The following is a 25,468-nucleotide window of genomic DNA, read 5'->3' as shown; positions in this document are numbered from 1 at the left end:
AATTGCCTTTTTTATAGTCGATCTTATTCTTATTTCTTGCCGATTTTACAATTCGCCAAATAAAGCAGGGAATTATGAAGAAACATCTTCATATTGTTTTGGGCATGATTTGTTACATTTTCCGCATCGAAATAATTACAGTCCTGTTGATGGACACGGAGTGATGACATGAAACTCAACGCACTTTTAATGAGTACAGTTTTAGCTGCTGGTTCAATGATGACCGTAAACGCACATGCCGACAGTACAGCGCGTGTTGCAGCAGCAAGTGCTTTAGGTAGTGTTGCAGGTACAGCATTAGGTAAAAACATGGGCGGTAACACCGGCGCAACCATTGGTGCTGCTTTAGGTGGTGCTGGCGGTGCAGCAGTTGCAAGCAGCAAGAAAAACCGTACTGAATCTGCCATTGGTGGTGCCCTAGGTGGCGGTGCCGGTTATACCGTAGGTAAAAATATGGGCGGTACTAACGGTGGTTATATCGGTTCAGCCTTAGGTGCTGCCGGTGGTGCGGCACTGGGTAACAAGATTGCCAAAGATAAAGCAGTGGAAAAACGCTCTAAACACTGGAAAAAACGTTACCGTTAATTTGCGTTCAGGCAGTTTAGACTAGACGCTACATTTAACATAAAAAGCACCTTTTGGTGCTTTTTTATTGCTGCTTTACTACGTGAATTTTCAATTAATACATGGAATTATCCTGCCCACATCATGAATAAATTAAGGAGATAAAAATCACAATTCGCCAACATTGCCTCCATGCTGTTTGGCGCTTGCTAGATTAAATTTATCTCATCAACAAAATATAGCTAGATATATAGAAGGTGTCCTCATGAACTATAAATCTCTAATGATCGCTGTTGTAGCAACCTCAGCCATGGGTATGACAGCTGCCAATGCAGGCAATACAACCAATACAGCTTTAGCTTCTGCACTAGGTGGGGTTGTTGGTGCTGCAGTAGGTAATAAGATGGGCGGTACCACTGGTGCAACAATCGGTTCAGCGATTGGTGGCGGTGCGGGTGCCGCAGTAGCGGCAAATAAACGTGACCGTAATGGTGCGATTATCGGTGGTGCTTTAGGTGGCGGTGCAGGTTATGCAGTTGGCCGAAACATGGCAGGCACTAACGGTGGTTATATCGGTGCGGCACTGGGTTCAGCAGGTGGTTCAGCTTTAGGTAAAAAAGTTAGCGAAGACCGTCGTTATGATGACCGCAGCGAACGTCGCTATAACTCTTCTCGTAACTACCGTTATAACGATTATCGCTATAACAACCGTCGTCGTTAAGATTCTCTCCCCTTCTTCTTTCCTCCTTTATAAGCATCTTCGGATGCTTATTTTTTTGCCTTTATTTTTTATCTTTATCTTTTGGTTTACACTTATATCGATTTTTTTCGATATACAAATACATTCTAAAGTCGTATGCTTTTAGAGATGTTTATTTAAGAGTAATACTATGCGTACGCTTAACGATACCCAGTTCTCTATACTCGAACTGGTTCCTGTTCGTGACGACAAGAGCATTCAATTCGCGCTGAACCATGCGCTGGAACTTGCCCAAACAGCAGAAAAATTGGGTTATCGCCGGATGTGGCTGGCAGAACATCATAATATGGATGGTATTGCCAGTTCAGCAACTGCAGTTCTCTTAGGCTATTTACTGGCGAATACCAAAACCTTAACTTTAGGCTCTGGCGGAATTATGTTGCCCAACCATGCACCGCTGGTCGTGGCTGAACAGTTCGGCACATTGGCGACGCTCTATCCGGACCGGATTGAACTGGGTCTGGGCCGCGCACCCGGTACAGATCAAATGACCATGCGTGCCCTGCGTCGTGGCCGTCAGGAAACCGAAGATCAATTTCCGCAGGATGTTCTGGAAATTCTGCAATATTTTAAAGATCCAATTCCAGGACAGCGTATTGTGGCAACGCCGGGTCAAAGCACGCATGTACCTGTATGGTTATTAGGATCCAGTCTGTTTAGTGCGCAATTGGCAGCAAAACTCGGCCTACCTTATTCCTTCGCTTCGCATTTTGCCCCGCGTATGCTGGGTCAGGCCATTCAATTATATCGTGAAAACTTTGAACCGTCTGAATATCTCGATCGTCCTTATGTATCGATGGGCGTACCGACCTGTGTCGCAGATACCGATGAAGAAGCACAATATCTGTCGACCAGTGCCTATCAGCGGGTTTTATCACTGATTCGTGGGCAAAGCCTAAAACTTAAAGCACCTATTGATTCGATGGAAGGTCTGTGGTCGCCGCCGGAAAAAATGTCAGTCGATAATTTCTTTGCCATGGCTCAGGTCGGTTCCAAAGAAACCGTTAAAGCCGGTCTGGCATCGCTTTTAGCCAAATATGACGTGGATGAGTTTATCTTTACTTGTGACATCTATGACACTGACAAACGTCTGCACAACTTTGAGCTGTTGATGCAAATTAAAAACGGTCTGTAAATGAAAGCTGCATCTACCTATTCTCAGCAATGGGTAGATGTTTTTTCACCTTTAAAGATAAATGACTAAAAGAAACATCCCAGTAAAATCATTTCTATCGACCTCCTCCATTAAACAGCCTCTTCTTTGAACGAACACTTCATTTCCTTCATCCATCTCAGCAAGTTAAAATTCATTCTTTTTGGATCGCCTGTAAACCCATTCAGCCTCAACAAAATCAGATTTTATATTTTGGTCAAATAGATGACTGTCTAAGTTAAATTTTTCACTTTACCCTGGCTTGAGTTTTTGTTTATATCTCATACAAAGAAAATTAATTATTAAATAAATTCAAGGAATTCTAATGTCTACCAAGCAGGATCCACACGCTGGTATTTTTGAAAATCGCCCCGAACATTTTCAGCAGTTTAATGGAATTAAAGTGCCCTCTTCCGAACTGTTAGAATTGGATTATGCAGATAAAGATATTGCGATTATTGGCACGGATCAGTTTACCGTGAGCCAGCTGGATAAAATCAGTCAATATGCCCGTTCGGTGAAAGTTTTCCAGATTAATCCCGCTTTTGTATTGCCTGGTTCCGACCGAATTCTGCAACGGATTATTAATCATCCACTAATTGGTAAAAATCGTCGCTTATTTAACAACCGCATTAAAAGTCTACTCTCTCTGCGGTTTTTAGAAAATCAGGTGCAGAATTTGTGGCTAAGACGCCAGTTAATGCCAAATCTTGCATCTTCCCGTAAAATTTATCTGAAATCAGATCATTATTATGCTGCTCTACAACGTGAAAATTGCCAGCTGATTACCTGGCCGATTCTGAAAATTTCGGAAAATACGATTCATTGTATCAATGGTGAGCAGCATCCAGTCGATATCATTATTCATACTTATTTAGCAGAAAAATAACTCGTACTGAACAGTAAAAATAAAAAATTGATGAGCTAATAATGAGCTTCTGATTTACGTGCCAAGAACCAACATGATGATTTATTCAACAAAATGAGCAAAGAAAACCCTCTTACATTTCAGAATGTGATAGTTGGTATTTTTTTAGAATTATAAAATTCATACATTATTTCGATTAATCAATGCTTACTTGTAATTTTTAGCTATAAATCAAAGCCAAACCGCAGTTTGGCTCTGGCTGGTTTCTTAACCGATTCGACGTTTTAAACCGGTCATTTGCAACACACGTGTTGAGATTTCTTCAATCGACATTTCAGACACATTCAGGTACTTGATGCCTTCCGAAATATAAATTCCTTCAATCGCACGCAACTCCATCTGACACTGACTAAAGCTGGCATAACGGCTATTGGCCTTACGCTCAGAACGAATGGCCACAAGGCGTTCCGCATCAATCATCAGGCCAAACAGCTTGTTTTTATGCGGTCGCAGCACGGCTGGCAGTCGGTTATCATCCAAATCTTCTTCAGTCAGTGGATAGTTCGCCACGCGAATACCGAACTGCAAAGACAGATAAATAGAGGTCGGGGTTTTACCTGAACGCGATACACCAATCAGGATCAGGTCAGCTTTATCATAATGACGGGTACGTGCGCCGTCGTCGTTATCTAAAGCAAAATGAACAGCATCAATACGGGCCTTATAAGACTCAGAGTCGGTCACCGCGTGGGTCTGCCCGACTAAAGTTGTAGGAATCGTGCCTAATTCATCAGCCAACTTACTAATAAGCCCTTCAAATACATCGAGATTTACTGCATTTGCAGTATTAATAATGTCGCGCACATAGGGATCAACTAGGGTATCAAATACCAGCGGTTTTTCACCGTCGACTTGAGCTCTTGCATTGATCTCTGCCACCACATTTGTGGCCGCTTCTTCGGAGCTAATGTAAGGGATAATATGAATGTCAAATTTCACATGTGGAAACTGCGCTAACAGCGAGTGTCCAAGAGTTTCAGCGGTGATGGCGGTACCATCTGAAATAAAGAAAACACTACGCTGAATTTGTTTACCTTCCGACATTAAAATTCTCCTCCAACATTTGTCTTAGTGCTATATAATCTTTATAGTAAACCGATCTTACATGACTGTCGCTTAGTAAAATCAAAAACCTAGATGATTTGCTATACTCTCATGCCGAGATAGTGATTAATACTGCAAAAGTGGAGTAACAACTTTGGAAGCGCGCGTAATTGGTCTGGAAAAATTAGGGAAGCACGACGTTGAGCTAGTCGGTGGGAAAAACTCATCACTAGGCGAAATGATCAGCCATTTATCAAATGCTGGTGTATCTGTGCCAGGTGGTTTCGCAACGACTGCCGATGCCTACCGTGAATTTCTCGAGCAAAGTGGCCTAAACGCTAAAATCAATGCAGAGCTTGCTGCACTCAATGTTGATGATGTGAATGCACTCGCTGAAACTGGCGCAAAAATTCGTCAATGGATTGTGGATACTCCACTTACGCCTGCATTAGAACAAGAAGTTCGTACAGCATTTGCAGAACTTTCTAACGGCAACCCTGACATCGCGGTTGCCGTTCGTTCTTCTGCAACTGCAGAAGATTTGCCGGATGCTTCTTTTGCCGGCCAGCAAGAAACTTTCTTGAACATTCGTGGTATCGATAACGTTCTGATCGCAATCAAAGAAGTGTTTGCATCTTTGTACAACGACCGCGCAATCTCATACCGTGTACACCAAAACTTTGCCCATGATGTAGTTGCCCTGTCTGCTGGTGTACAACGCATGGTTCGTTCAGAAACTGGCGCTGCAGGTGTGATGTTTACGCTAGATACTGAATCAGGCTTCCGTGATGCAGTATTCATTACTGCATCTTATGGTTTGGGTGAAATGGTCGTTCAAGGTGCAGTTAACCCGGACGAATTCTATATTTCTAAACCGCTTTTAAATGCAGGCCGACACGCGATCCTTCGTCGCAACCTGGGTTCTAAGCACCAGAAAATGATTTATGGTGAAGAAGCATCTGCAGGTAAATCTGTCGTTGTCGTGGATGTGGAAAAAGCTGAACGCCAACAGTTCGCTTTAAACGACCAGGAATTACAAGAACTTGCTAAACAAGCGCTGATCATTGAAAACCACTACGGTGCACCAATGGACATCGAGTGGGCAAAAGATGGCGATGATGGCAAGATTTACATCGTTCAGGCGCGTCCTGAAACTGTAAAAAGCCGTGAAAATGTCGGCACCATGGAACGCTACCTGTTGAAACAACGTGGCACTGTAATTTGTGAAGGTCGTTCAATCGGTCAACGCATTGGTTCTGGTAAAGTCCGCATCGTAACGTCTATTAAAGAAATGGACAAAGTACAAGATGGTGATGTTCTTGTATCTGATATGACTGACCCGGATTGGGAACCAGTCATGAAACGTGCAGCTGCGATTGTAACAAACCGTGGTGGTCGTACTTGTCACGCTGCAATCATTGCACGTGAGCTTGGTGTTCCTGCAATCGTTGGTTGTGGTAATGCAACTGAAGTTCTTGTAGACGGTCAGGAAGTGACTGTGTCTTGTGCCGAAGGTGATACTGGCTTTATCTATGAAGGCGCACTAGATTTTGAAATTCAAAAGAATTCAATTGAGTCTATGCCTGCTCTTCCATTTAAAGTCATGATGAACGTGGGTAACCCGGACCGTGCATTTGACTTTACTCAAATTCCAAACGCAGGTATTGGTCTGGCGCGTCTTGAATTCATTATTAACCGTATGATTGGTGTTCACCCGAAAGCATTGATCAATATTGACAGCCTTCCACGTGAAACACGTGCAGCAGTCATGGCGCGTACTGCAGGTTATGCATCTCCAATCGAATTCTATGTAGAGAAACTGGTCGAAGGTATCTCGACACTTGCTGCTGCATTTGCAGACAAGCCAGTCATTGTTCGTATGTCAGACTTTAAGTCTAACGAATATGCAAACTTGATCGGTGGTAAGTTATACGAGCCAGAAGAAGAAAACCCGATGCTAGGTTTCCGTGGTGCAAGTCGCTACGTTTCTGATAACTTCCGTGATTGCTTTGAACTTGAATGTCGTGCATTGAAAAAGGCACGTGATGAAATGGGTTTAACCAATATCCAGATCATGATTCCATTTGTTCGTACTGTTGCTGAAGCGAAACGTGTCATTGAACTTCTTGCATTAAATGGTCTTAAGCGCGGTGAAAATGGCCTTAAAGTGATCATGATGTGTGAACTTCCAACCAATGCTTTATTGGCAGATCAGTTCCTTGAACATTTCGATGGTTTCTCTATTGGTTCAAACGACTTGACACAATTAACACTTGGTCTTGACCGTGACTCTGGTATTGTCTCTCACCTATTTGATGAGCGCGACCCTGCGGTTAAAGCGTTGCTTTCTCTTGCAATTCAAGCATGCCGTAAAGCTGGCAAATATGTAGGCATTTGTGGTCAAGGTCCTTCTGATCACCCAGATCTTGCACAATGGTTAATGGAACAAGGTATCGACTCTGTATCTTTAAACCCAGACTCGGTACTTGAAACTTGGTTCTTCCTGGCTGAAGAAAAAGTGCAAAAAGCATAAGCAATTTTGAATAAAAAAGACCCTTTGATAGGGTCTTTTTTATGAGATAGATATTATGATTTATTGTTTGAAAATTGATAACTAAAGACCCAATCACAAGCTAAACTATTGAATTTATAAAAATAATTAAAAAAAAGCTTATCAACACATGAAAACTGTAATGACAAACAAATACCAACAGTAAAGTCATATCAAAATGGCAATAATAATGAATAACCATTGGATGTTCGGGAAGATATTTTTAAGAATGGTGATCCTTGCAATTTTGTATGGGCGCATTTTTAATAAGAAATATGATTGAAAATCCTTAATTAATCTATATCTTACGATGAGAGAATGTTTGTTTTCAAAACAGAATTCAATACAATCTTGTTCAAAGCTATTATCAGTTCACATTTATATATTGAGATTCAGTCTATATGCAGATTTACTTGGCACGAAACAATCAACAAGCTGGTCCATATACGCTCGAGCAATTGAATCAGATGCTGGCGAATCAACAAGTCATGCTGACTGACCTGGCATGGCATCAAGGCATGACCGAGTGGAAAGCCTTAGGTGAACTTACCCAAGGAAAATCGGTATATCAACCCGAAGGTTATGTCGCTCCAGCAGTCACACCTGAAACGCCGGTATTCCAGAATAGCCAACCAACGACTTCGGCCTACTCACAGCCTCATACTCAAACAGCAACTCAAAAAAATGAACTTGCCAGTATTCCAAGCCGTATCCTGGCCAAAATTGTAGACGTATTACTGTGGCTACCAGCAACCTTCATTTTGACTGCTTTTTTTACGCCTGAACAGGAAACCCGGTTTGCTCAACTGAATGAAGAATTCATGAATGTTGTGCTGAGTAGCGATGCAGATCCTGCAATGGCTCAGCAATTACAGACTCAAATGTTTGAGATGTTTTCTCAGCAGGCGTGGCTTGCCACAGCGGTCTATTTGATTATCATGCTGGCCATTCAAGCCTTTCTGATTGCCAAATCAGGCCAAAGTATTGGTAAAAAGCTCACGAAAATCAAAATTGTAGATGTAGAATCAGGTGAAAAGACCAGCCTGTTGCGCGCCTTTACTATTCGTAGCGTATTTTTCATATTTTTAAATATTGTATTTATGCCACTGAGTTTAATTATTGACTGGGCCTTCGGATTGGGCAAAAAACGTCAAACCTTGCACGATAAACTCGCAAAAACGCAAGTTGTGAAACAATAGTGCAGGAATACACAAAATGGGATGAATATCATCCCATTTTGATTACAGAACTTTGAAATTGAAATAAAATTCCCATAAATCCTCCCCAATCCAGACCAGCAAAATCGGTTTTTATTACAGGCATTTAAAGCGCCCTAGATATAGCTTAGTTCGTGAATCTCAGGCATAATGCCCTACAACGTAGCGGTGTATTGTGATTAATAGGATGTTTTGTAAAATTCAGCCTTTTTTGTCATATGCACTTTAATCGCTATCCCATATTAAATTAGGGAATGGGACTCTTCACCGAGGTTGTAAAATGAGACAAACGATTTTAGCTGTATTGTCTTTATCTGCGATGACTGCACTCTTGACCGGGTGTGGTGGTGATATGGTACTTCTGAACTCTAAAGGTCCAGTTGCAGCAGGTCAAAGTAACCTGATGATGACTGCGATTTACTTAATGCTATTGGTGGTTATTCCATCAATCATCATGGCATTATGGTTCGGTTGGAAATATCGTGCATCGAATAAAGACGCAGACTATAAACCTACATGGACACACTCTACTGCGATTGAAATTGTAGTATGGGGTATCCCTGTCATTATTATTGGTATTTTAGCTTGGTTAACTTGGTGGGGCTCCCACAAGTATGACCCATACCGTCCAATTGAAGCAGATAAAGCGCCATTAACTGTTCAAGTTATTGCTGAGCAATTTAAATGGATCTTCATCTATCCTGAGCAAGGCATTGCAACTGTTAACGAATTGCGTTTCCCAGAGCAAACTCCGGTAAGCCTTCGTTTAACCTCTAACTTCACGATGAACTCGTTCTTCATCCCGGCGTTAAGTGGTCAGATTTATGCAATGGCAGGTATGCAAACTCACCTCAACCTATTAGCTGATGAAACTAGCCCAGCTGAAGGCTACCGTGGTTTCTCTTCAAACTATTCAGGTTACGGCTTCTCACAAATGCGCTTCCGTGCACATTCTGTGACTGATGCCCAGTTTGCCGAATGGGTTTCTGCTATTCAGGCAGGAAACGGTACTTCAGTTAACCCTAATGCAGTACAAAAAACTGTTCTAGACCAAGCTGAATTTGCAAGCTTACGTGACGGTAACCGCGGTGTTCACCAGATCGAAGCGATTATTGCAAGAGCTAAGACTCCTGAAGAGAAGGCTGCTGCTGAAGCAATGAAGCCTTACCCTACTAAGCCACATCCTGTGACTTACTACTCTTCTGTAGAGCAAGGTTTGTTTGAATCTGTGATTCACAAGTATATGAGTAACTACCACGGTGCTGACCATTCAGCTCCTGTAGAAGCTGCAGCGACTGATGCTGTTGCTCATGAAGCGTCTGCTTCTGAAGCTCATGTAGCTGGTGAACATGCGACTGCTTCTCAAGGAGAATAAGACATGAGCTTCTTAGGTAAGTTAGGTCCGGATGCAATTCCTTACGATCCAATCGTATTGGCAACTGTTGCAATGATGATCTTGGGTGGTATCGCAGTTGTTGCCGGTATTACCTACTTCAAAAAATGGGGCTACCTGTGGAACGAATGGTTCACATCTGTAGACCATAAAAAAATTGGTATCATGTACCTGTTCGTATCGATCATCATGCTGGTGCGTGGTTTCGCCGATGCGATCATGATGCGTCTTCAGCAGTTCCTTGCAAAAGGTGGCGGCGAAGGTTATTTACACCCTGAGCATTACGATCAGATCTTTACCGCGCATGGCGTGATCATGATCTTCTTCGTGGCAATGGGTCTTGTTGTTGGTTTGATGAACATCTCTGTACCGCTTCAAATCGGTGCACGTGACGTTGCATTTCCATTATTAAACTCACTCAGCTTCTGGTTATTCGCCGGTGCTGCGGGTCTAATGATGGTGTCACTCGCGTTAGGTGAGTTCGCTGCAACAGGCTGGATGGCATACCCTCCACTGTCTGGCATTGAATACTCTCCAGGCGTAGGTATGGACTACTATATCTGGGCACTGCAAATTTCAGGTCTGGGTACGCTATTAACGGGTGTTAACTTCTTCGTTACCATCATCAAAATGCGTGCGCCTGGCATGAAACTTATGGAAATGCCAATCTTTACCTGGACATCTTTATGTACAGCAGTATTGATTATTGCGGCTTTCCCAGTGTTGACTGCAACAATTGCAATGTTAACGCTTGACCGTTACTTCGGTTTCCACTTCTTTACTAACGACTTGGGTGGTAGCCCGATGTTGTACGTGAACTTGATTTGGACTTGGGGTCACCCGGAAGTATATATCTTGGTATTACCAGCATTTGGTATTTACTCTGAAGTTGTTGCGACTTTCTCGCGCAAAGCATTGTTCGGTTACAAATCAATGGTGTATGCAACAGTAGCAATCACAGTATTGTCATTCGTTGTATGGGTTCACCACTTCTTTACCATGGGTGCAGGTGCCAACGTTAACGCGTTCTTCGGTATCATGACCATGATTATTGCGATTCCTACAGGTGTGAAAATCTTCTCTTGGTTATTCACCATGTACAAGGGTCGTATTGTTTACACTACTCCAATGCTATGGACACTAGGCTTCCTGGTAACTTTCGGTATCGGTGGTTTAACAGGTGTATTGATGGCGGTTCCACCAGCGGACTTCCTGGTACATAACTCTTTATTCCTGATTGCTCACTTCCATAACGTAATTATTGGTGGTGTAGTATTTGCGATGTTCGCAGGTATCATCTTCTACTGGCCGAAAATGTTCGGTTGGAGACTGAATGAGACTTGGGGTAAAGCAGCGTTCTGGTTCTGGTTCTTCGGTTTCTACTTTGCGTTCATGCCACTTTATATCCTTGGTTTCATGGGTATGACACGTCGTTTGAATACATTTGACAACCCAGAATGGGACCCGTATGTAAATATCGCGATGTTCGGTGCAGTTCTGATTGCGCTTGGTATCGTATGTTTCATTCTGCAAATCGTGGTTGGTTTCTTACAACGTGAGCAACGTCTGGATTTGACTGGCGATCCATGGGATGGTCGTACCCTTGAATGGGCGACATCTTCTCCTGCTCCGTTCTATAACTTTGCTCATCTTCCAAAGATCAATGGTATTGATACTTTCTGGATCGAGAAAGAAAATGGTGTTGCGTATGCAAAACCAACGAAGTACGAAGATGTTCATATGCCAACTAACCGTGCTGCCGGTTTCGTTATCGCGATGTTCATCACTGTTATGGGCTTCGGTTTAATCTGGCACATCTGGTGGTTAGTAGTTGTTACGTTCCTTGCTTCTATCATTAGCTTCATCGTGTCTTCTTTCACCAAGAAAGTGGATTACTATGTTCCAGCTGCTGAAGTTGAGCGTATTGAAAACGAACGCTATGCGATTCTTGAAAAACACTTGAAGAAGGACTAAGACAATGGCTGAAGTACTTCATCACGATAACCACGGACACGATGAGCATCATCATCACGATGATACTGACATCACCGTCTTTGGTTTCTGGACTTACTTGATGAGTGACCTTGTCCTGTTCGGCACACTCTTCATTGCGTTCGCTGTTTTGAGTAGCCACATTCCTGTGGGTACTCCAAGTGCGAGAGACCTGTTTGGCGACTCTTTAGGTTTCGTTCTTACTGAAACCTTCGCCCTCTTGATCTCTTCTGTAACCTTTGGTTTTGCAGTTCTTGCTGCATACAAAAAAGACGTTGCAAAAGTACTGACTTGGTTAGCGATTACTTGGGTATTCGGTGCTATCTTCATCGGCATGGAACTATATGAGTTCAATCACCTAGTTCATGCTGGTCACGGTCCAAGCACAAGTGCGTTCTTATCTGCGTTCTTTACTTTGGTAGGTACGCACGGTATTCACGTAACTTCTGGTCTGGTCTGGATGATCGTGCTTATGGTTCAAATCAAGAAATATGGTTTGACTCTTGCAAACACGCGTCGTCTAGCTTGCCTAAGCTTGTTCTGGCACTTCCTTGACATCGTTTGGATCTGTGTATTCAGCGTAGTTTACTTGATGGGAGTTCTGTAATGAGTCACGATCATAACGCTGCTGGCGAATCACACGGTAACGTTAAGCAATATACTGTTGGCTTCATCCTTTCTGTCATCCTTACCGTAATTCCATTCGGTATGGTGATGGCAGGCGGTTTTGGCCGTGGTATCTTGATTACTGTCATCGCGATTACTGCGGTTGCTCAGATTCTTGTGCAGTTAATTTACTTCCTGCATATGAACTCTTCTTCAGAGCAACGCTGGAACGTGATTGCATTCGTGTATACCATCTTAACTATCGCTATTCTTTTAGTGGGTTCTGTATGGATCATGAATTACCTACACTACAACATGATGATCTAAACTGGTCGTCATGCTGAAAAAGTATTTATTCCTGACTAAGCCAGGAATTCTCTTCGGTAACTTTGTTACCACCTTGGGTGGCTACTTCGTAGCCACCCAAGGTTCTGTAGATTTCCTTCTCCTGCTTATTACCCTTCTCGGTACTACGCTTGTCGTAGCATCAGGATGTGTGGTCAACAACGTGATTGACCAGGACATCGACCAAAAAATGCAGCGCACCCAAAACCGTGCTCTGGTCACCAAAACCATTTCCGAACCTGTTGCCCTGGCCTTTGCTCTGGTATTAGGCATCGTTGGTTTTAGTCTTTTATGGTTCTGGGTAAATGCGTACGCTTTCTTATTCGCGGTGATTGGTTTTGTCGTATATGTTGGTTTCTACAGCCTATGGACAAAACGAACCACAATTCATCAAACTGTTGTAGGCAGTATTTCTGGTGCAGCTCCGCCTGTCATTGGTTATACCGCAGTAGCCAATCAATTTGACCTCGGTGCGTTACTGATCTTTTTAGGTTATGCGCTATGGCAAATGCCTCACTCATGGGCGATTGCGATTTACCGCTTTGATGATTACAAAAATGCAGGCATTCCGATCTTGCCTGTGGCGCGTTCGATTCATCGTACCAAGATTGAATCACTGGTTTATGTGGTGTTATTCACACTAACCATGAATGCGTTATTTGTCTTTGGTTATGCCAACTGGTTCTATGCAGTGATTTTAAACTTACTGTGCATTTACTGGTTGTATATCGGTGTCATTGGCTTTAAAGCTGAAAATGATCAACTTTGGGCAAAGAAATATTTCTTGTTCTCGGTGATCCTGATTACTGTCATCAGTATTATCTTTAGTTTTACCTCAACTGCACCATCTACACAGATTGTGTTTTTTTAAAAAGATAGAGTTAGTCTCTATCTTTTTTTATTTTGATTTTTCCTAGCCCCCATTCCAAGTATCTGTAGAGCAGAATCAAAATCTCTGCTTTAGAACCTCCCTCTCTTTTCTTATCTCTGATAAATTTACCGTTTTTTGGTTTTAGCCTGACATTGATAATGTGTATGCAGATTTTAAGTTAGAGAAAGCCACTTGATATTCTCAATAGTACATTTGCTGAATTTAAGCAGTCGAACCCTGCTGTTTTAAAGTTAATGTGGTTTTCTATTAAAAGATCTGACTATAGATATAATTTCGCAAAAATGTCTTATTTGGTTGAAATTATCCCTAAAGATCACTACAATTCCCCCTTCGCAAACACTGCGACACAACTTTGGTTGTGACTCCTTGCTTCAATTTACTTAAATTGGGGCTGTCCAAACCGTAAGGAGCTGACAATGCGTCATTACGAAATCGTACTTTTAGTACACCCTGATCAAAGCGATCAAGTAGTTGGTATGGTAGAACGCTACCTAACTCACATCAAAGAAGCTGAAGGTCAAATCCACCGTCTTGAAGACTGGGGCCGTCGTCAATTGGCTTACCCAATCAACAAGATCCACAAAGCTCACTACATTCTTATGAATGTTGAGTGTGGTCAAACTACTCTTGATGAGCTTGAAGAATTGTTCCGTTATAACGACGCAATCATTCGTAGCCTTATCATCCGTCGTGAAAACGCTATCACTGAAGAGTCACTATTGGCGAAGAGTGCTGAAGAAAAACGTGCGCGTAAAGCTCAACGTGAAGAAGCACAACACGCTCAAGACTCTGCTGAAGCTTAAGGAGAACATAACATGGCACGTTTTTACCGTCGTCGCAAGTTCTGCCGCTTTACAGCTGAGAACGTTACGTACATCGACTACAAAGATATCGACACTTTAAAACAGTACATCACTGAAAACGGCAAGATTGTTCCTAGCCGTATTACAGGTACTAAAGCTCGTTACCAACGTCAATTAGCGTTAGCTATCAAACAAGCTCGCTACTTGTCTTTGATCCCTTACACTGACAATCATAAGTGAGGTTGAGCTGTGGATATTATCTTATTACAACGCATTAAAAACCTAGGTAAACTAGGCGATAAAGTTTCAGTTAAAGCTGGTTACGGCCGTAACTTCCTTATCCCTCAAGGTAAGGCTGTTGCTGCAACTGAAGCAAACACTGCTGCTTTTGAAGCTCGTCGTGCTGAACTTGAGAAAGAAGAAGCTGCTATCTTGGCTGCTGCTCAAGCACGTGCTGACCAATTGAACGAAGTGAACATCGTTATCACTGCGAAAGCTGGTGACGAAGGTAAACTATTCGGTTCTATCGGTACTCGTGACATCGCTGACGCGTTGACAAATGCTGGTCTAGAAGTAGACCGTGCTGAAGTACGTCTTCCAAATGGCGCGCTTCGTCACACTGGCGAATTTAACATCGCAATCCAATTGCACCATGATGTTACTGCAGAAGTTCTAGTTACTATCGTAGCTGAGTAATTTCTCGCCTCAAAAAGAGCATGCGAAAGCATGCTCTTTTTTTATCTCTAAAAAATATAATCTAGCCAACACTGTCAAATTCATTTTATTATTCGTGTTTACAAAAAATTGCACTTCGCATTTTTGGTCAGAGCGCGTATCATTTCATCTCGTAGTGAATAAACGCTATTCATCTCCTACGATATTTAACCATTGTATTTAAAATCAGGGATTTATATGTCACAGGCGAATGCCAGCAAAAAGGTAGCTCCTGCTAAACCGGAAATTGTTACTGAAAATAGCAATCTCAAGGAGTTCCGTACTCCACCTCACAATTTAGCAATTGAACAGGCTGTACTTGCTGCCCTTATGACTGTGGCTGAATCTTTTGAGCAGGTCGGTGATGTGCTGACCGAAAATGATTTTTATGCCACCCGACACAAATATATCTTCCGTGCCATTGAGCAGCTCTCTAAAGAAAACTCGCCTTATGATGCGGTTCTGGTGCATGACTGGCTCATCAAACAAAACTTGCTTGATGCAATTGGTGGCGAAGAATATCTGATGCAGCTGATGGCAGATTCGCCATCAAGTTTCTATAATTTGGAAACCTATGCAGGCAAAATTAAAGAATTCTCTACCCTGCGCAGCATGATTAAAGTCAGCTCTGAAATTTTACAAAATGCCTATGACACCAAAGGCCGTACCGTCAGTGAAATTCTGGATCTGGCTGAGACCAATATTTTCTCGATTGCCGAACAGCATAATAACAATGCCAAAGCGCAAGGGCCTAAGCCGATCAACTCGGTGGTCGCGGACGTATTCGACAAATTAAATGAACTGTCGCAAATGGAAGGCAGCATTACCGGTTTAACCACTGGTTTTGTGGAACTGGATAACAAAACTTCCGGCATGCAATCCGGCGACCTGATTATTGTTGCGGCGCGTCCATCCATGGGTAAAACCACCTTTGCCATGAATCTGGTCGAAAGTGTCTTATTCAATAACAATCTGCCTGCTCTGGTCTATTCAATGGAGATGCCCGCCGACTCGATCGCCATGCGTTTGATTTCCTCATTTGGTCGCGTGCATCAGGGGCATTTACGTTCTGGTAAAATGGACAGTGATGAATGGTCAAAAGTCACCAGTACCATTGTGCATTTACAAGAAAAAAATCTGTATATCGATGATTCTTCTGCGCTGCCACCAACAGAATTACGTGCCCGTGCACGTCGTATTGCCAAAATGCATGGTGGAAAGCTGGGCTGTATCATGGTCGATTACTTGCAGCTGATGAAAGTACCCGGTATGGGCGATAACCGTGTCGGCGAGATCTCGGAAATTTCCCGAAGCTTAAAAGCTTTAGCGAAGGAAATGCAATGTCCGGTAATTGCCTTGTCGCAGCTCAACCGATCGCTGGAGAACCGTCCAAACAAACGCCCGGTGATGTCCGACTTGCGTGAATCCGGTGCGATCGAGCAGGATGCCGACTTGATCATGTTTATTTACCGTGATGAGGTTTATAACAAGGAATCCAAGGAAGCTGGCACCGCCGAAATCATTATCGGTAAACAGCGTAACGGCCCGATTGGTACCGTGCGTCTGGCATTCGAAGGTCAATATACCCGCTTTAGTAATCTCTCGCCTGAGTTCTATGCTCAGTATGATGACGAAGAGTAATCAGGCTCTCGTCATCACATTTCCATCGTCCCTCTAGGAGTAATTTAGGGTGCGCCAAGCTACAGTTTATATTGACAGCGCTGCGCTGCAATATAATTTAGACCGTGTCAAACAACTTGCCCCAACCGCGAAAATCGTCAGTATGGTAAAAGCCAATGCTTATGGACACGGAGTTAAAGACTGCTTAGCAGCCTTAAGCGAAACCGATGCCTTTGGTGTCGCCTGCCTGCAAGAAGCCTTAGAAATTCGTGAATTAGGCTATCTACAGCCGATCACGCTTATCGAAGGTGTTTTTTCTGCAGATGAAATGCCAATCGTAATCGAACAGAATATTGAAGTCATTGTGCATCAACAGGCTCAAGTCGACTGGTTAATTGCACATAAAGATGCCTATATCGCCAAAGATCTTAAAGTCTGGGTCAAACTGAACAGCGGCATGAACCGATTAGGTTTTAAGATTGATGTGATCAAAGATGTAATTCATACGCTAAAAGCTGAAGGCTTTAGTTGCGTGCTAGCCATGCATTTTGCCAATGCCGATGCCGAGCATCCACTGAATGATGAACAAATCCGTCAATTCCTGGAAATTAAAAATGACTGCGCTCCAATTTTAGCCTCTTGCTGTAACTCGGCTGCAATCTATAAATATCCAGAATTGCATTTTGACTATGTCCGTCCCGGGATCATGCTCTACGGCGCGACGCCTTTTGCAGACCGTGATGTACATGACCTGGATTTGAAACCGGTCATGACCTTTACTGCCGAGATTATTGCCTTGAATGAGATTCAAGCAGGTGAGCATATCGGTTATGGTTCGACGTTCACCGCAGACCAAAACATGACTTTGGCCATTGTTTCAATTGGCTATGGTGACGGTTATCCTCGCGCTTTCCCTAAACAGAACTATGTCGCAATCAATGGTCAGCAAACTCGCGTGATTGGCCGGGTTGCCATGGATATGATTGCCATTGATGTGACAGGACTAGATGTGCAATTAGGTACAGAAGTCGAACTTTGGGGTAAAACCCGTCTATTGGATGATGTAGCGACAGCCAATGGCACGATTGGTTATGAACTATTATGCCGACTGAGCAATCGTCCACTACGCAAAGTAGTTTGATCTAATCTTAAGAGTTAAAAAAGCCCAACATCTGTTGGGCTTTTCTTTAGGCTGACTTTTGTTCTTCGCCCTGCTCTATGCATAATTGCATTAATAAGGCATCGACATGACTTTGCTGAAAGGCAAAAGGATTAAAGTCATCAAATCCCATTTCCCGACAGAATTGCTGGATCTGACTGCGTTTGGAAATATATTTCATGGACCAGTCCGGGAAACTTGGATATTCAATTTCCTTGGTCTCAAATAATTTAATATCCTGATGACGAGGATCTTTATTCAATCGCTCTACTAACAGACTTTTTAAAGTGGGACATTCACCTTCGAGACATTGAAAAAAATGACCATCTGCGAAATACAGTACACCCGTGACTTGATGCTGGTAATTAAAATCACGAGCTTCTTTCAGGATATTCGCCAAATCTTCGAGTAAGTCAGGTTTGGGAGAAGTACTTTTACTGGCGTAACAAAATTGGTACATGCGCTAACTCCTCTATTTTTATTATGCTGAACTGCATAGAAGTTAACACTGTACGCGAAAAACCTGAACCCGGATAGGTTTATTATAAGAAATACTCATTAGAGGGAACCGGAAGTTCTGCCAGTCCTTTTTTCAAGGTCTCTGACCATTGCCGGCTTATTGACGTGAAATACTCATCATCTTCAGCAATACGCTTGCCTCTTGGCATGATCAGGCTGTCTTTTTTATAGACCAGCACATCGAGGGGCATGCCAACCGATACATTGGAACGTAGGGTCGATGCAAATGAAATCAGGGAACAGCGCAAGGCTTCATCCAGTGGCATATCATAAGTCAGCGCACGATCCAGGATCGGCTTGCCATATTTACTTTCACCAATCTGGAAATACGGCGTATCACGTGTGGCACAGATAAAGTTCCCTTGCGGATAGACATGATAAAGCTGCATATCCTGATCTTTAAGCTGCCCACCGACCAGCAGATTACAATAGTAATTGCTTTGTTCCGAAATATCGCTCGTAACATTCGCAATCACTTTTTTCAACGTACTACCTACCAGCTCAGCGACATCAAACATGGTGTGCAGACTCAAGATATTGGGTTCCTGCTTCAGTTCGAGCTGATTTTTGATATGCCCAATTACGGCTTGTGTTGTTGCCAGATTTCCGGATGCCTGTATGACGATCATACGTTCCCCAGGAATACCAAAGGTATACAACTTTCGAAATACAGAAATGTGATCTACTCCGGCATTGGTCCGGGTATCACTAATAAAAAGCATACCTTGCTCTAAACGTAGTGCACAACAATACGTCATTCATTCGTCCTTATTAACATCCTAGCACTTGAACGATGGAATGCATGGATTCCACACCGCCTTTTTCTCTGACACCGCGTACCGGTGCCACATCCCAATAATCCCGTCCAATCGCCACATATACATGCGAACTTGGAGTAAACAACAGATTACTGACATCAAAACAATACCATGTCTGGTCTACAAACACCTCTGCCCAAGCGTGACTGGCCAGATGCGAAGCATTTTGTGCATATAAATAACCAGACACATAACGGGCAGGTAAACCTAGATATTTACACATGGCAATGAAAATATGACTATGGTCCTGACAGACGCCCTGTCTCGACTCAAAGGCATCTATTGCAGAGCCTTGCACTGAAGTACTGTTGGAAATATAAGGCACATGTTCCAGCAAGGCCTGCGCCAGTCCGATCAAATGCTGACGGGTTAATGCAGGAACATGACGCTGTGCAAAATCTTTCATTGCTGCATTACATTGTGTTGATTCGGTCGGCTGTAGAAAAAGATTGGGATTGATTGAATCATTCAGTCCACTCTGATGCGCAGGATTCAGTTCAACAATCCCTTGCGCCATGATAGTCAGGGAATAATAAGGCTCCCGCTGGCTACAGGTCATCCACAGATTATGAAATGCATCTTTCCGGATTTCTTTATTACCCGGCACACTAATATCCCAGGAATGCACCCGCTGATGCGCATTGCTCGAAGGCATCATTTTAATGTACTGAATACTGTTCCTCACCTCGGCCGTGTACATATAATGCGTTTGGTGATTCACCATCAATTTCATACATCTGCCTCAAACAGTTGATGAATATGGTCGCTAAACTGGTAAAACTGAATCCGGTTCGGTTCTGTACGCAACTGCTCCCAGTACTGTTCCAGATCATTCCAGCCCATCTCTACCAAAATTCTGACCACATAATCAATCTTGCAGAGTGTAGTACTGGTTTCTTCACCCAGACGTAACTGATGATCGAGCTGTTCGACACATTGCCCTAGACTAAAAAACAGAAAAATATCGGAAGATTCGGCTTCCAGAATATCTTCACATTCCGTCACCACTTCACAGATATAACCAGCATTTTTGTCTGCGGTTTTGATCAATTTCATCAGTTCCGCATAGCCTGAAGCAGACAGCACCCCGCGTAATTCCTGAATATTGTCTTTAGCTACTTTAAACTGCTGGCTAAAAGACGCCACTTGCGTAGGATCAAGTACCAGCTCATTTAGGGAACTGGCATCAAAGGCAGGCAAACAGAAAGCATGGGCATACGCTACTGCCGCTTCGTCTTCTAAAAATGGAAAGCGCGCACATAAAAAATGAGTGCGAGATAAATAACGCCCTAACCAAAAAATATGTTGTGCATTGCTATTCAGCAAAACCATGACATTTTCCTTCTTTGGAATCTTATGAATGTAAATTGTCGACTACCCAGGTATCTTTGATACCGCCACCTTGTGATGAATTCACCACCAGTGAACCGGACTGCATCGCCACGCGTGTCAAGCCACCCTGTACGATTTCAGTACGATAAGGCGAACTTAATACAAATGGGCGTAAGTCGATATGACGTTCAGCAATACCAAAATTGGTCAAAGTCGGACTAACCGATAAGTCCATAGTTGGCTGCGCAATATATAAATGCGGCGCAGCTAAAATTTTCTCCCTGAAAGTTTCAATTTGCTGTTTAGAGGCTTGTGGTCCAATGAGCATGCCATAACCGCCCGAACCCTGCGCTTCTTTCACCACCAGTTGATCCAGATGAGCCACGACATAGTCTAATTCTTCAGAATTACGACATTGATAAGTCGGAACATTTTTTAGAATTGGCTGCTCGCCCAAATAAAAATGAATCATTTTGTCGACATATGGATAAACCGATTTGTCATCTGCCACACCGGTTCCCGGTGCATTGGCAATCACAACATTATTTTGCAAATAAGCTGACATCAAGCCAGCCACACCCAAAGTGCTATCCGGTTTAAAGCATAAGGGATCAAGAAACGCATCATCGACCCGTCTATAAATAACATCGACTCGTTGGCGACCACGTATGGTTTTTACATAAACCTTCGAGTCATCAACAAAAAGGTCACGTGATGTTACTAATGGCACATCCATCTCTCTTGCAAGGAAAGAATGTTCATAGTAAGCACTATTAAAACGTCCTGGGGTCAGTACCACCACAAATGGCTTGTCGACATAAGCATTTTCGATCAGGATTTCTTTTAATAATTGTGGATATTGCTCGATTCCGGCAATCTTGGACTGCTCGAATACTTTCGGCATCAGTTTTTCACTGATCTTGCGGCATTCCAGCATATAAGACACGCCAGATGGCGTTCTGAGATTATCTTCTAAGACATAAAACTCGCCCTTGGAATCACGGATCACATCGATCCCGCTAATCTGGCTATAAATCCCGCCTTTCAAGCTATGTTGATACATATGCGGCTGATAGGCTTCATGAGTTAAAATCTGCAACTCAGGAATGATATTGGCTTTTAAAATGTCCTGTTGATGATAAATATCATGTAAGAATAAATTTAGCGCCCGTACCCGTTGTGCCGAGCCTAAAGCCACCATATTCCACTGTTTCCGGTCTATGACTCGCGGAATGATATCGTAGGGAATAGTGCGTTCTACGCCTTCTTCATCGCCATAAACGGTAAAGGTAATACCGTGATTTAAAAAATGTTCTTTTGCTACCTGATTCAGTGCATTGAGTTCATCCAGCGTATGTTGAGATAACCATTCTTCCAGTCTTTGACCTGCCTGACTGGACAGCACATGTTCATCCTGCATTTCATTAAAGAACTTTGAAGATAACTGCTGCAGTAAAAGTTGTGGGTTTGTTGTAGTAGATACCGCTGTAGTTTTAGTGTCTATAAAATTTTTTCCAATATTCTGGGAACTAAATTTATCAATTGTTTCAATCACATTTGTATCCTGATTTCCTTTAAGCATACAAACCCTCGTATTATCATCTATTATAATTAAATCAAAGCAATATCCATGCCATGACATCTGCATTTCAATTACCATTAATCTAATAAATGCCCAATGAACTCAATGCTATTTTCGACCAAGTTGTTTTAGAATTGTAGGACAAATGTTGCACAGAGGGACTTGCGAAAAAATGAGAGTTTTTTTATTGTGTTAAGCTAAGCCTAAATCCCCTCTTCTTTATTGCCAGCAAAATAAATTATGTCAGCACAAGAAAAAGAAACTTCAAACAGTCTGTATCGCCAATGGCAAATTTTGTCGCGTCTTTCTACCGGCAAATGGATGGGAACACGTGAATTACAGGAAATCCTGAATCGCGAAGGCATTGATATCAGTCTACGTACCATTCAGCGTGACCTGAATCAGATTGCGCAACGCTTTCCAATTGAAAGCAGTAAAACCACGCCGCAAGGCTGGCGTTGGCGTTCAGATGCGCCGCTGCAAAGTTTGCCGCATATGACCAGCTCGCAAGCGGTCACTTTCATGATGGTCGAAGAACATTTAAAACATCTGCTGCCACCGAGCCTGATCGAGGAAATGAATCCGTGGTTTGATCTGGCACGACGCAGTCTTTCTTCCCAGAACAATGTCCGGCAATGGATTAACCGCGTACGCATTGTTCCGGCCACCCAACCGCTGATTCCACCTGTGGTAGATAAGGCCGCGCAGCAAGCGGTGTATGAAGGCCTGTTACAGGACAAACAACTGGAATGTGTGTATCAGGGCCGTGGTCATAACAGCGAAGAAAAAACCTATATTCTCAATCCTCTGGCATTGGTACAAAAAGGGTCAATCATTTATCTGGTGTGTACCCGTCATGACAAATCGGATATCCAGACCTTTGCACTGCACCGCTTTAAATCGGCCGTCGTGCTGAATTCACGTGCCTTGCATCCGGTCAATTTCGATATTGATGATTATATTGATTCTGGTGCACTGGGCTTCCGGGTGGACTTCAACCATCCCACCGAAAATGTCACGCTTAAACTCAGCATGTCAGAGTCGGATGCGCATTACTTTGAGGAAAGCCAGCTCAGTAAAGACCAGAAAATTGAAAAAATGGAAGATGGCATGTCGCTGATCACTGCTACCGTGCCATTTACCTCTCAACTGGTCTGGTGGCTGCGTAGCTTTGGTAAAAAGATTAAACATATTGAACCGAGTATTGTGGCCAATGCAGTCGCTCAACTGGATGAGGAAAACCCTTAACTACACAGGCTTCATCCAGATTCTTTTAGGTATTCCAGAATAAAAAAATCCCCAAATTGGGGACTGGAGAATTATGCTTATATTTTTGTTCTTGTTGTGGTGATCTGCCGCTGTGCCAATCTGCTTTTCTTTGACACCCCGAAATGCAGCTTGAATGAAACATCAATATTTAAAAATGACTGAGACATGAGCAAGCCAGCTCAGCATTATTAAAGCGAATGGATTTTTTGGTCATAGTTTAAGACTCCTATGTAGTGAATAAACCGACTATAAAGTCATCTGTCTTAATTGTGAAATAAATAGAATGCATGTCTTTTGCAGATTTTTTCTATAGTACTTTTTCCGCAAAATTTATCTATAATCGCTGCTGATTCATTGCCTGGCTTAATAGTATTTCTGGCAAGTTTATAAAATCGAATAACAATTCTCTGCTTGTATAAGATACCTCGCTTTGCACATCATAAAGCCTTATAGAAGTAGAAATAGGGACTTAATTTTACAATGGCTAACCCTGCTCAATTAGTACGTCACAAGCTGCTCAATACTTTCTTTTCCCGCCATTCGGTCTGGTTTGCCTGCATTCTGATTGCAGTAATTTTTACTACATTTCATATCGGTTATTCTCCGCGTTATATCTATTATTTTATGCCGCAAACGTTGGTGAATACCCTGTGGATCCTGAGCATTCTGCTGAGTTTGCTGGGTTTGTATGATGTACTGCAAAACAAGCATTCCATTCTGAAAAATTATCCCATCATGGGACATTTCCGCTTTATCTTTGAGGAATTTCGTCCCGAGATTCGTCAGTATTTTATTGAAGCCGACCGCGATGCGCTGCCCTTTTCCCGTATGCAGCGCAGTCTGGTGTATCAGCGGGCGAAAAATGAAAATTCTGATAAACCTTTCGGCTCGATTCTGAATGTCTATGAAGATAATTACCGCTTTGTTAGTCATTCCATCACGCCCTGCAAAGTTGCCGATCCACAGACTTTTCGTATCCTGATTGGAAATGAGCAATGTACCCAGCCCTTTTCAGCTTCTATTTTAAATATTTCAGCCATGAGCTTTGGCAGCATGAGTGCCAATGCGATACGTGCACTTAATCTCGGCGCTCAAAAAGGTGATTTTTTCCATGATACAGGCGAAGGCAGTATCAGTCCCTACCATCTGGAATATGGCGGTGATCTGGTCTGGGAAATTGGCAGTGGTTATTTTGGCTGCCGTACTTTAGATGGACAATTCGATCCGGAACGTTTTGCTGCACAAGCGAAATTACCCCAGGTGAAAATGATTGAAATCAAGCTTTCGCAAGGCGCAAAACCTGGCCACGGCGGTATTTTACCTAAAAGTAAAATTTCGGAAGAAATTGCCCAAATTCGAGGCATCAGCCGTGATCATGATTGTGTTTCACCTTCGAGTCATCCGGCATTTAGCACACCGATTGAAATGATGCATTTCATACAAAAATTACGTGAACTTTCCAACGGAAAACCGGTCGGATTTAAACTGTGTCTGGGTCAACCGTGGCAGTTTATGAGCATGGTCAAAGCTATGTTACATACCCAGATTTACCCAGATTTTATTGTGGTTGATGGCTCTGAAGGTGGAACGGGAGCTGCACCCATTGAATTAATTGACTATGTTGGTGCCCCATTAAGAGAAGGTTTGCTGTTTGTACACAATACCCTGGTTGGTGCAGGTTTGAGAGATAAGATCAAAATTGGTGCAAGTGGTAAAATTATTAGTGCATTCGATATTGCCAGTACGCTTGCCATTGGTGCGGATTGGGTGAACTCTGCCCGTGGTTTTATGTTTGCAGTAGGCTGTATTCAGGCACAAAGTTGTCATACCAACCAGTGCCCTGTCGGAGTCACCACCCAGGATAAAGATCGCCAGAAAGCTTTACATGTGCCGACCAAGGCAGAACGGGTGTTTCATTTCCATAAAAACACCTTGCATGCCCTATCTGAACTGATCGCTTCCGCAGGTTTAAAACACCCTTCAGCTATTAAGGCGCATCATCTGGCACAACGCGTGAATAATCACGAAATAAAGAACTTTGCGCAGATTCATTTCTGGCTGAAAGAAGGCGAATTATTGTCCTGTGAAAATAAAGATGAGGAGAACTTCTACTTCCGGATGTGGAATTTGGCCCAATTAGAAAAATTTTAATTTGATGCATTTAAAATCAAAAAAGGCGTTTAATTCAAATGCCTTTTTAAATATTC

The 25,468-nt window shown here is 42.8% G+C and carries 24 protein-coding genes; 18 read left to right on the top strand and 6 right to left on the bottom strand.

The features are described from left to right. Nucleotides 1-168: 168 nt before the first annotated feature. The 4 genes from NI462_RS01565 to NI462_RS01550 all read left to right on the top strand — a co-directional run bounded on the left by NI462_RS01565 (nucleotide 169) and on the right by NI462_RS01550 (nucleotide 3,366). A complete protein-coding gene (locus NI462_RS01565; protein WP_004278777.1) occupies nucleotides 169-585 on the top strand; it encodes a glycine zipper domain-containing protein in 417 nt (138 codons plus the stop codon). A 244-nt stretch (nucleotides 586-829) separates the two neighbouring features. After that, the gene (locus NI462_RS01560; RefSeq protein WP_004278778.1) at nucleotides 830-1,285 is read left to right on the top strand and encodes a hypothetical protein; all 456 of its coding nucleotides are present in this window, start codon (nucleotides 830-832) and stop codon (nucleotides 1,283-1,285) included. A gap of 169 nt (nucleotides 1,286-1,454) precedes the next feature. After that, nucleotides 1,455-2,459, top strand: coding sequence for an LLM class flavin-dependent oxidoreductase (locus NI462_RS01555; protein ID WP_253158835.1), 1,005 nt, complete (start codon nucleotides 1,455-1,457; stop codon nucleotides 2,457-2,459). A 343-nt stretch (nucleotides 2,460-2,802) separates the two neighbouring features. Then, on the top strand, nucleotides 2,803-3,366 hold the full coding sequence (locus NI462_RS01550; protein WP_253158833.1) for an NAD(P)/FAD-dependent oxidoreductase: 564 nt from the start codon (nucleotides 2,803-2,805) through the stop codon (nucleotides 3,364-3,366). Nucleotides 3,367-3,612: 246 nt separating this feature from the next. Here NI462_RS01550 and ppsR read toward each other — a convergent pair whose 3' ends face one another. Further along, nucleotides 3,613-4,449 carry a posphoenolpyruvate synthetase regulatory kinase/phosphorylase PpsR gene (gene ppsR / locus NI462_RS01545; RefSeq protein ID WP_005106620.1) on the bottom strand — a complete coding sequence of 279 codons (837 nt, stop codon included), beginning with the start codon at nucleotides 4,447-4,449 and terminating at the stop codon, nucleotides 3,613-3,615. A 154-nt stretch (nucleotides 4,450-4,603) separates the two neighbouring features. Here ppsR and ppsA point away from each other — a divergent pair, with 154 nt between their 5' ends. The 12 genes from ppsA to alr all read left to right on the top strand — a co-directional run bounded on the left by ppsA (nucleotide 4,604) and on the right by alr (nucleotide 17,723). Then, a complete protein-coding gene (gene ppsA, locus NI462_RS01540) occupies nucleotides 4,604-6,982 on the top strand; it encodes a phosphoenolpyruvate synthase (protein WP_253158831.1) in 2,379 nt (792 codons plus the stop codon). Nucleotides 6,983-7,401: 419 nt separating this feature from the next. Next, nucleotides 7,402-8,199 (top strand): RDD family protein, encoded by a 798-nt coding sequence (locus NI462_RS01535; RefSeq protein ID WP_004278783.1) that lies wholly within the window; start codon nucleotides 7,402-7,404, stop codon nucleotides 8,197-8,199. Nucleotides 8,200-8,497: 298 nt separating this feature from the next. Continuing rightward, nucleotides 8,498-9,592 (top strand): ubiquinol oxidase subunit II, encoded by a 1,095-nt coding sequence (cyoA, locus tag NI462_RS01530; RefSeq protein ID WP_180086899.1) that lies wholly within the window; start codon nucleotides 8,498-8,500, stop codon nucleotides 9,590-9,592. 3 nt (nucleotides 9,593-9,595) lie between these two features. Further along, nucleotides 9,596-11,584, top strand: a complete 1,989-nt coding sequence (cyoB, locus tag NI462_RS01525) for a cytochrome o ubiquinol oxidase subunit I (protein ID WP_253158829.1) — start codon at nucleotides 9,596-9,598, stop codon at nucleotides 11,582-11,584. Between the two features lie 4 nt (nucleotides 11,585-11,588). Continuing rightward, on the top strand, nucleotides 11,589-12,209 hold the full coding sequence (gene cyoC / locus NI462_RS01520) for a cytochrome o ubiquinol oxidase subunit III (protein ID WP_004278786.1): 621 nt from the start codon (nucleotides 11,589-11,591) through the stop codon (nucleotides 12,207-12,209). Further along, a complete protein-coding gene (locus NI462_RS01515) occupies nucleotides 12,209-12,535 on the top strand; it encodes a cytochrome o ubiquinol oxidase subunit IV (RefSeq protein WP_004645410.1) in 327 nt (108 codons plus the stop codon). The genes cyoC and NI462_RS01515 overlap by 1 nt, the downstream gene beginning before the upstream one ends. Before the next feature lie 10 nt (nucleotides 12,536-12,545). Beyond that, a complete protein-coding gene (gene cyoE, locus NI462_RS01510) occupies nucleotides 12,546-13,424 on the top strand; it encodes a heme o synthase (protein WP_153566251.1) in 879 nt (292 codons plus the stop codon). Nucleotides 13,425-13,861: 437 nt separating this feature from the next. Then, on the top strand, nucleotides 13,862-14,248 hold the full coding sequence (rpsF, locus tag NI462_RS01505) for a 30S ribosomal protein S6 (protein WP_004278789.1): 387 nt from the start codon (nucleotides 13,862-13,864) through the stop codon (nucleotides 14,246-14,248). 12 nt (nucleotides 14,249-14,260) lie between these two features. Beyond that, entirely contained in the window at nucleotides 14,261-14,488 is a 228-nt protein-coding gene (rpsR, locus tag NI462_RS01500; RefSeq protein WP_004278792.1) for a 30S ribosomal protein S18, read from the top strand. Between the two features lie 9 nt (nucleotides 14,489-14,497). Then, nucleotides 14,498-14,944 (top strand): 50S ribosomal protein L9, encoded by a 447-nt coding sequence (gene rplI / locus NI462_RS01495; protein ID WP_004278793.1) that lies wholly within the window; start codon nucleotides 14,498-14,500, stop codon nucleotides 14,942-14,944. A gap of 216 nt (nucleotides 14,945-15,160) precedes the next feature. Beyond that, nucleotides 15,161-16,603 carry a replicative DNA helicase gene (gene dnaB, locus NI462_RS01490; RefSeq protein ID WP_044108866.1) on the top strand — a complete coding sequence of 481 codons (1,443 nt, stop codon included), beginning with the start codon at nucleotides 15,161-15,163 and terminating at the stop codon, nucleotides 16,601-16,603. A 49-nt stretch (nucleotides 16,604-16,652) separates the two neighbouring features. Then, on the top strand, nucleotides 16,653-17,723 hold the full coding sequence (alr, locus tag NI462_RS01485; protein WP_253158827.1) for an alanine racemase: 1,071 nt from the start codon (nucleotides 16,653-16,655) through the stop codon (nucleotides 17,721-17,723). Between the two features lie 46 nt (nucleotides 17,724-17,769). On the opposite strand, the gene NI462_RS01480 is transcribed toward alr, so the two are convergent. The 5 genes from NI462_RS01480 to NI462_RS01460 form a co-directional block, all read right to left on the bottom strand. Next, complete coding sequence (locus tag NI462_RS01480) at nucleotides 17,770-18,201, bottom strand: BLUF domain-containing protein (protein WP_005106614.1); 432 nt, start codon at nucleotides 18,199-18,201, stop codon at nucleotides 17,770-17,772. Nucleotides 18,202-18,283: 82 nt separating this feature from the next. After that, nucleotides 18,284-19,018 (bottom strand): proteasome-type protease, encoded by a 735-nt coding sequence (locus NI462_RS01475; protein WP_005247272.1) that lies wholly within the window; start codon nucleotides 19,016-19,018, stop codon nucleotides 18,284-18,286. Nucleotides 19,019-19,031: 13 nt separating this feature from the next. Continuing rightward, nucleotides 19,032-19,811 (bottom strand): transglutaminase family protein, encoded by a 780-nt coding sequence (locus NI462_RS01470; protein WP_004278799.1) that lies wholly within the window; start codon nucleotides 19,809-19,811, stop codon nucleotides 19,032-19,034. After that, the gene (locus NI462_RS01465) at nucleotides 19,808-20,410 is read right to left on the bottom strand and encodes an alpha-E domain-containing protein (protein WP_004278801.1); all 603 of its coding nucleotides are present in this window, start codon (nucleotides 20,408-20,410) and stop codon (nucleotides 19,808-19,810) included. The genes NI462_RS01470 and NI462_RS01465 overlap by 4 nt, the downstream gene beginning before the upstream one ends. 22 nt (nucleotides 20,411-20,432) lie before the next feature. Next, nucleotides 20,433-21,992 carry a circularly permuted type 2 ATP-grasp protein gene (locus tag NI462_RS01460; RefSeq protein ID WP_253158825.1) on the bottom strand — a complete coding sequence of 520 codons (1,560 nt, stop codon included), beginning with the start codon at nucleotides 21,990-21,992 and terminating at the stop codon, nucleotides 20,433-20,435. A gap of 240 nt (nucleotides 21,993-22,232) precedes the next feature. On the opposite strand from NI462_RS01460, the gene NI462_RS01455 reads away from it, so the two are divergent. Together NI462_RS01455 and NI462_RS01450 are read left to right on the top strand one after the other, a co-directional pair. Next, complete coding sequence (locus tag NI462_RS01455) at nucleotides 22,233-23,240, top strand: helix-turn-helix transcriptional regulator (RefSeq protein ID WP_004278803.1); 1,008 nt, start codon at nucleotides 22,233-22,235, stop codon at nucleotides 23,238-23,240. Nucleotides 23,241-23,741: 501 nt separating this feature from the next. Next, nucleotides 23,742-25,412, top strand: coding sequence for an FMN-binding glutamate synthase family protein (locus NI462_RS01450; RefSeq protein WP_004645422.1), 1,671 nt, complete (start codon nucleotides 23,742-23,744; stop codon nucleotides 25,410-25,412). Nucleotides 25,413-25,468: the final 56 nt, after the last annotated feature.

It is taken from the genome of Acinetobacter lwoffii (genome assembly GCF_024129715.1).
In the GTDB taxonomy this organism is placed as follows: domain Bacteria; phylum Pseudomonadota; class Gammaproteobacteria; order Pseudomonadales; family Moraxellaceae; genus Acinetobacter; species Acinetobacter lwoffii_U.
This window is presented reverse-complemented; position numbering and strand designations above follow the sequence as displayed.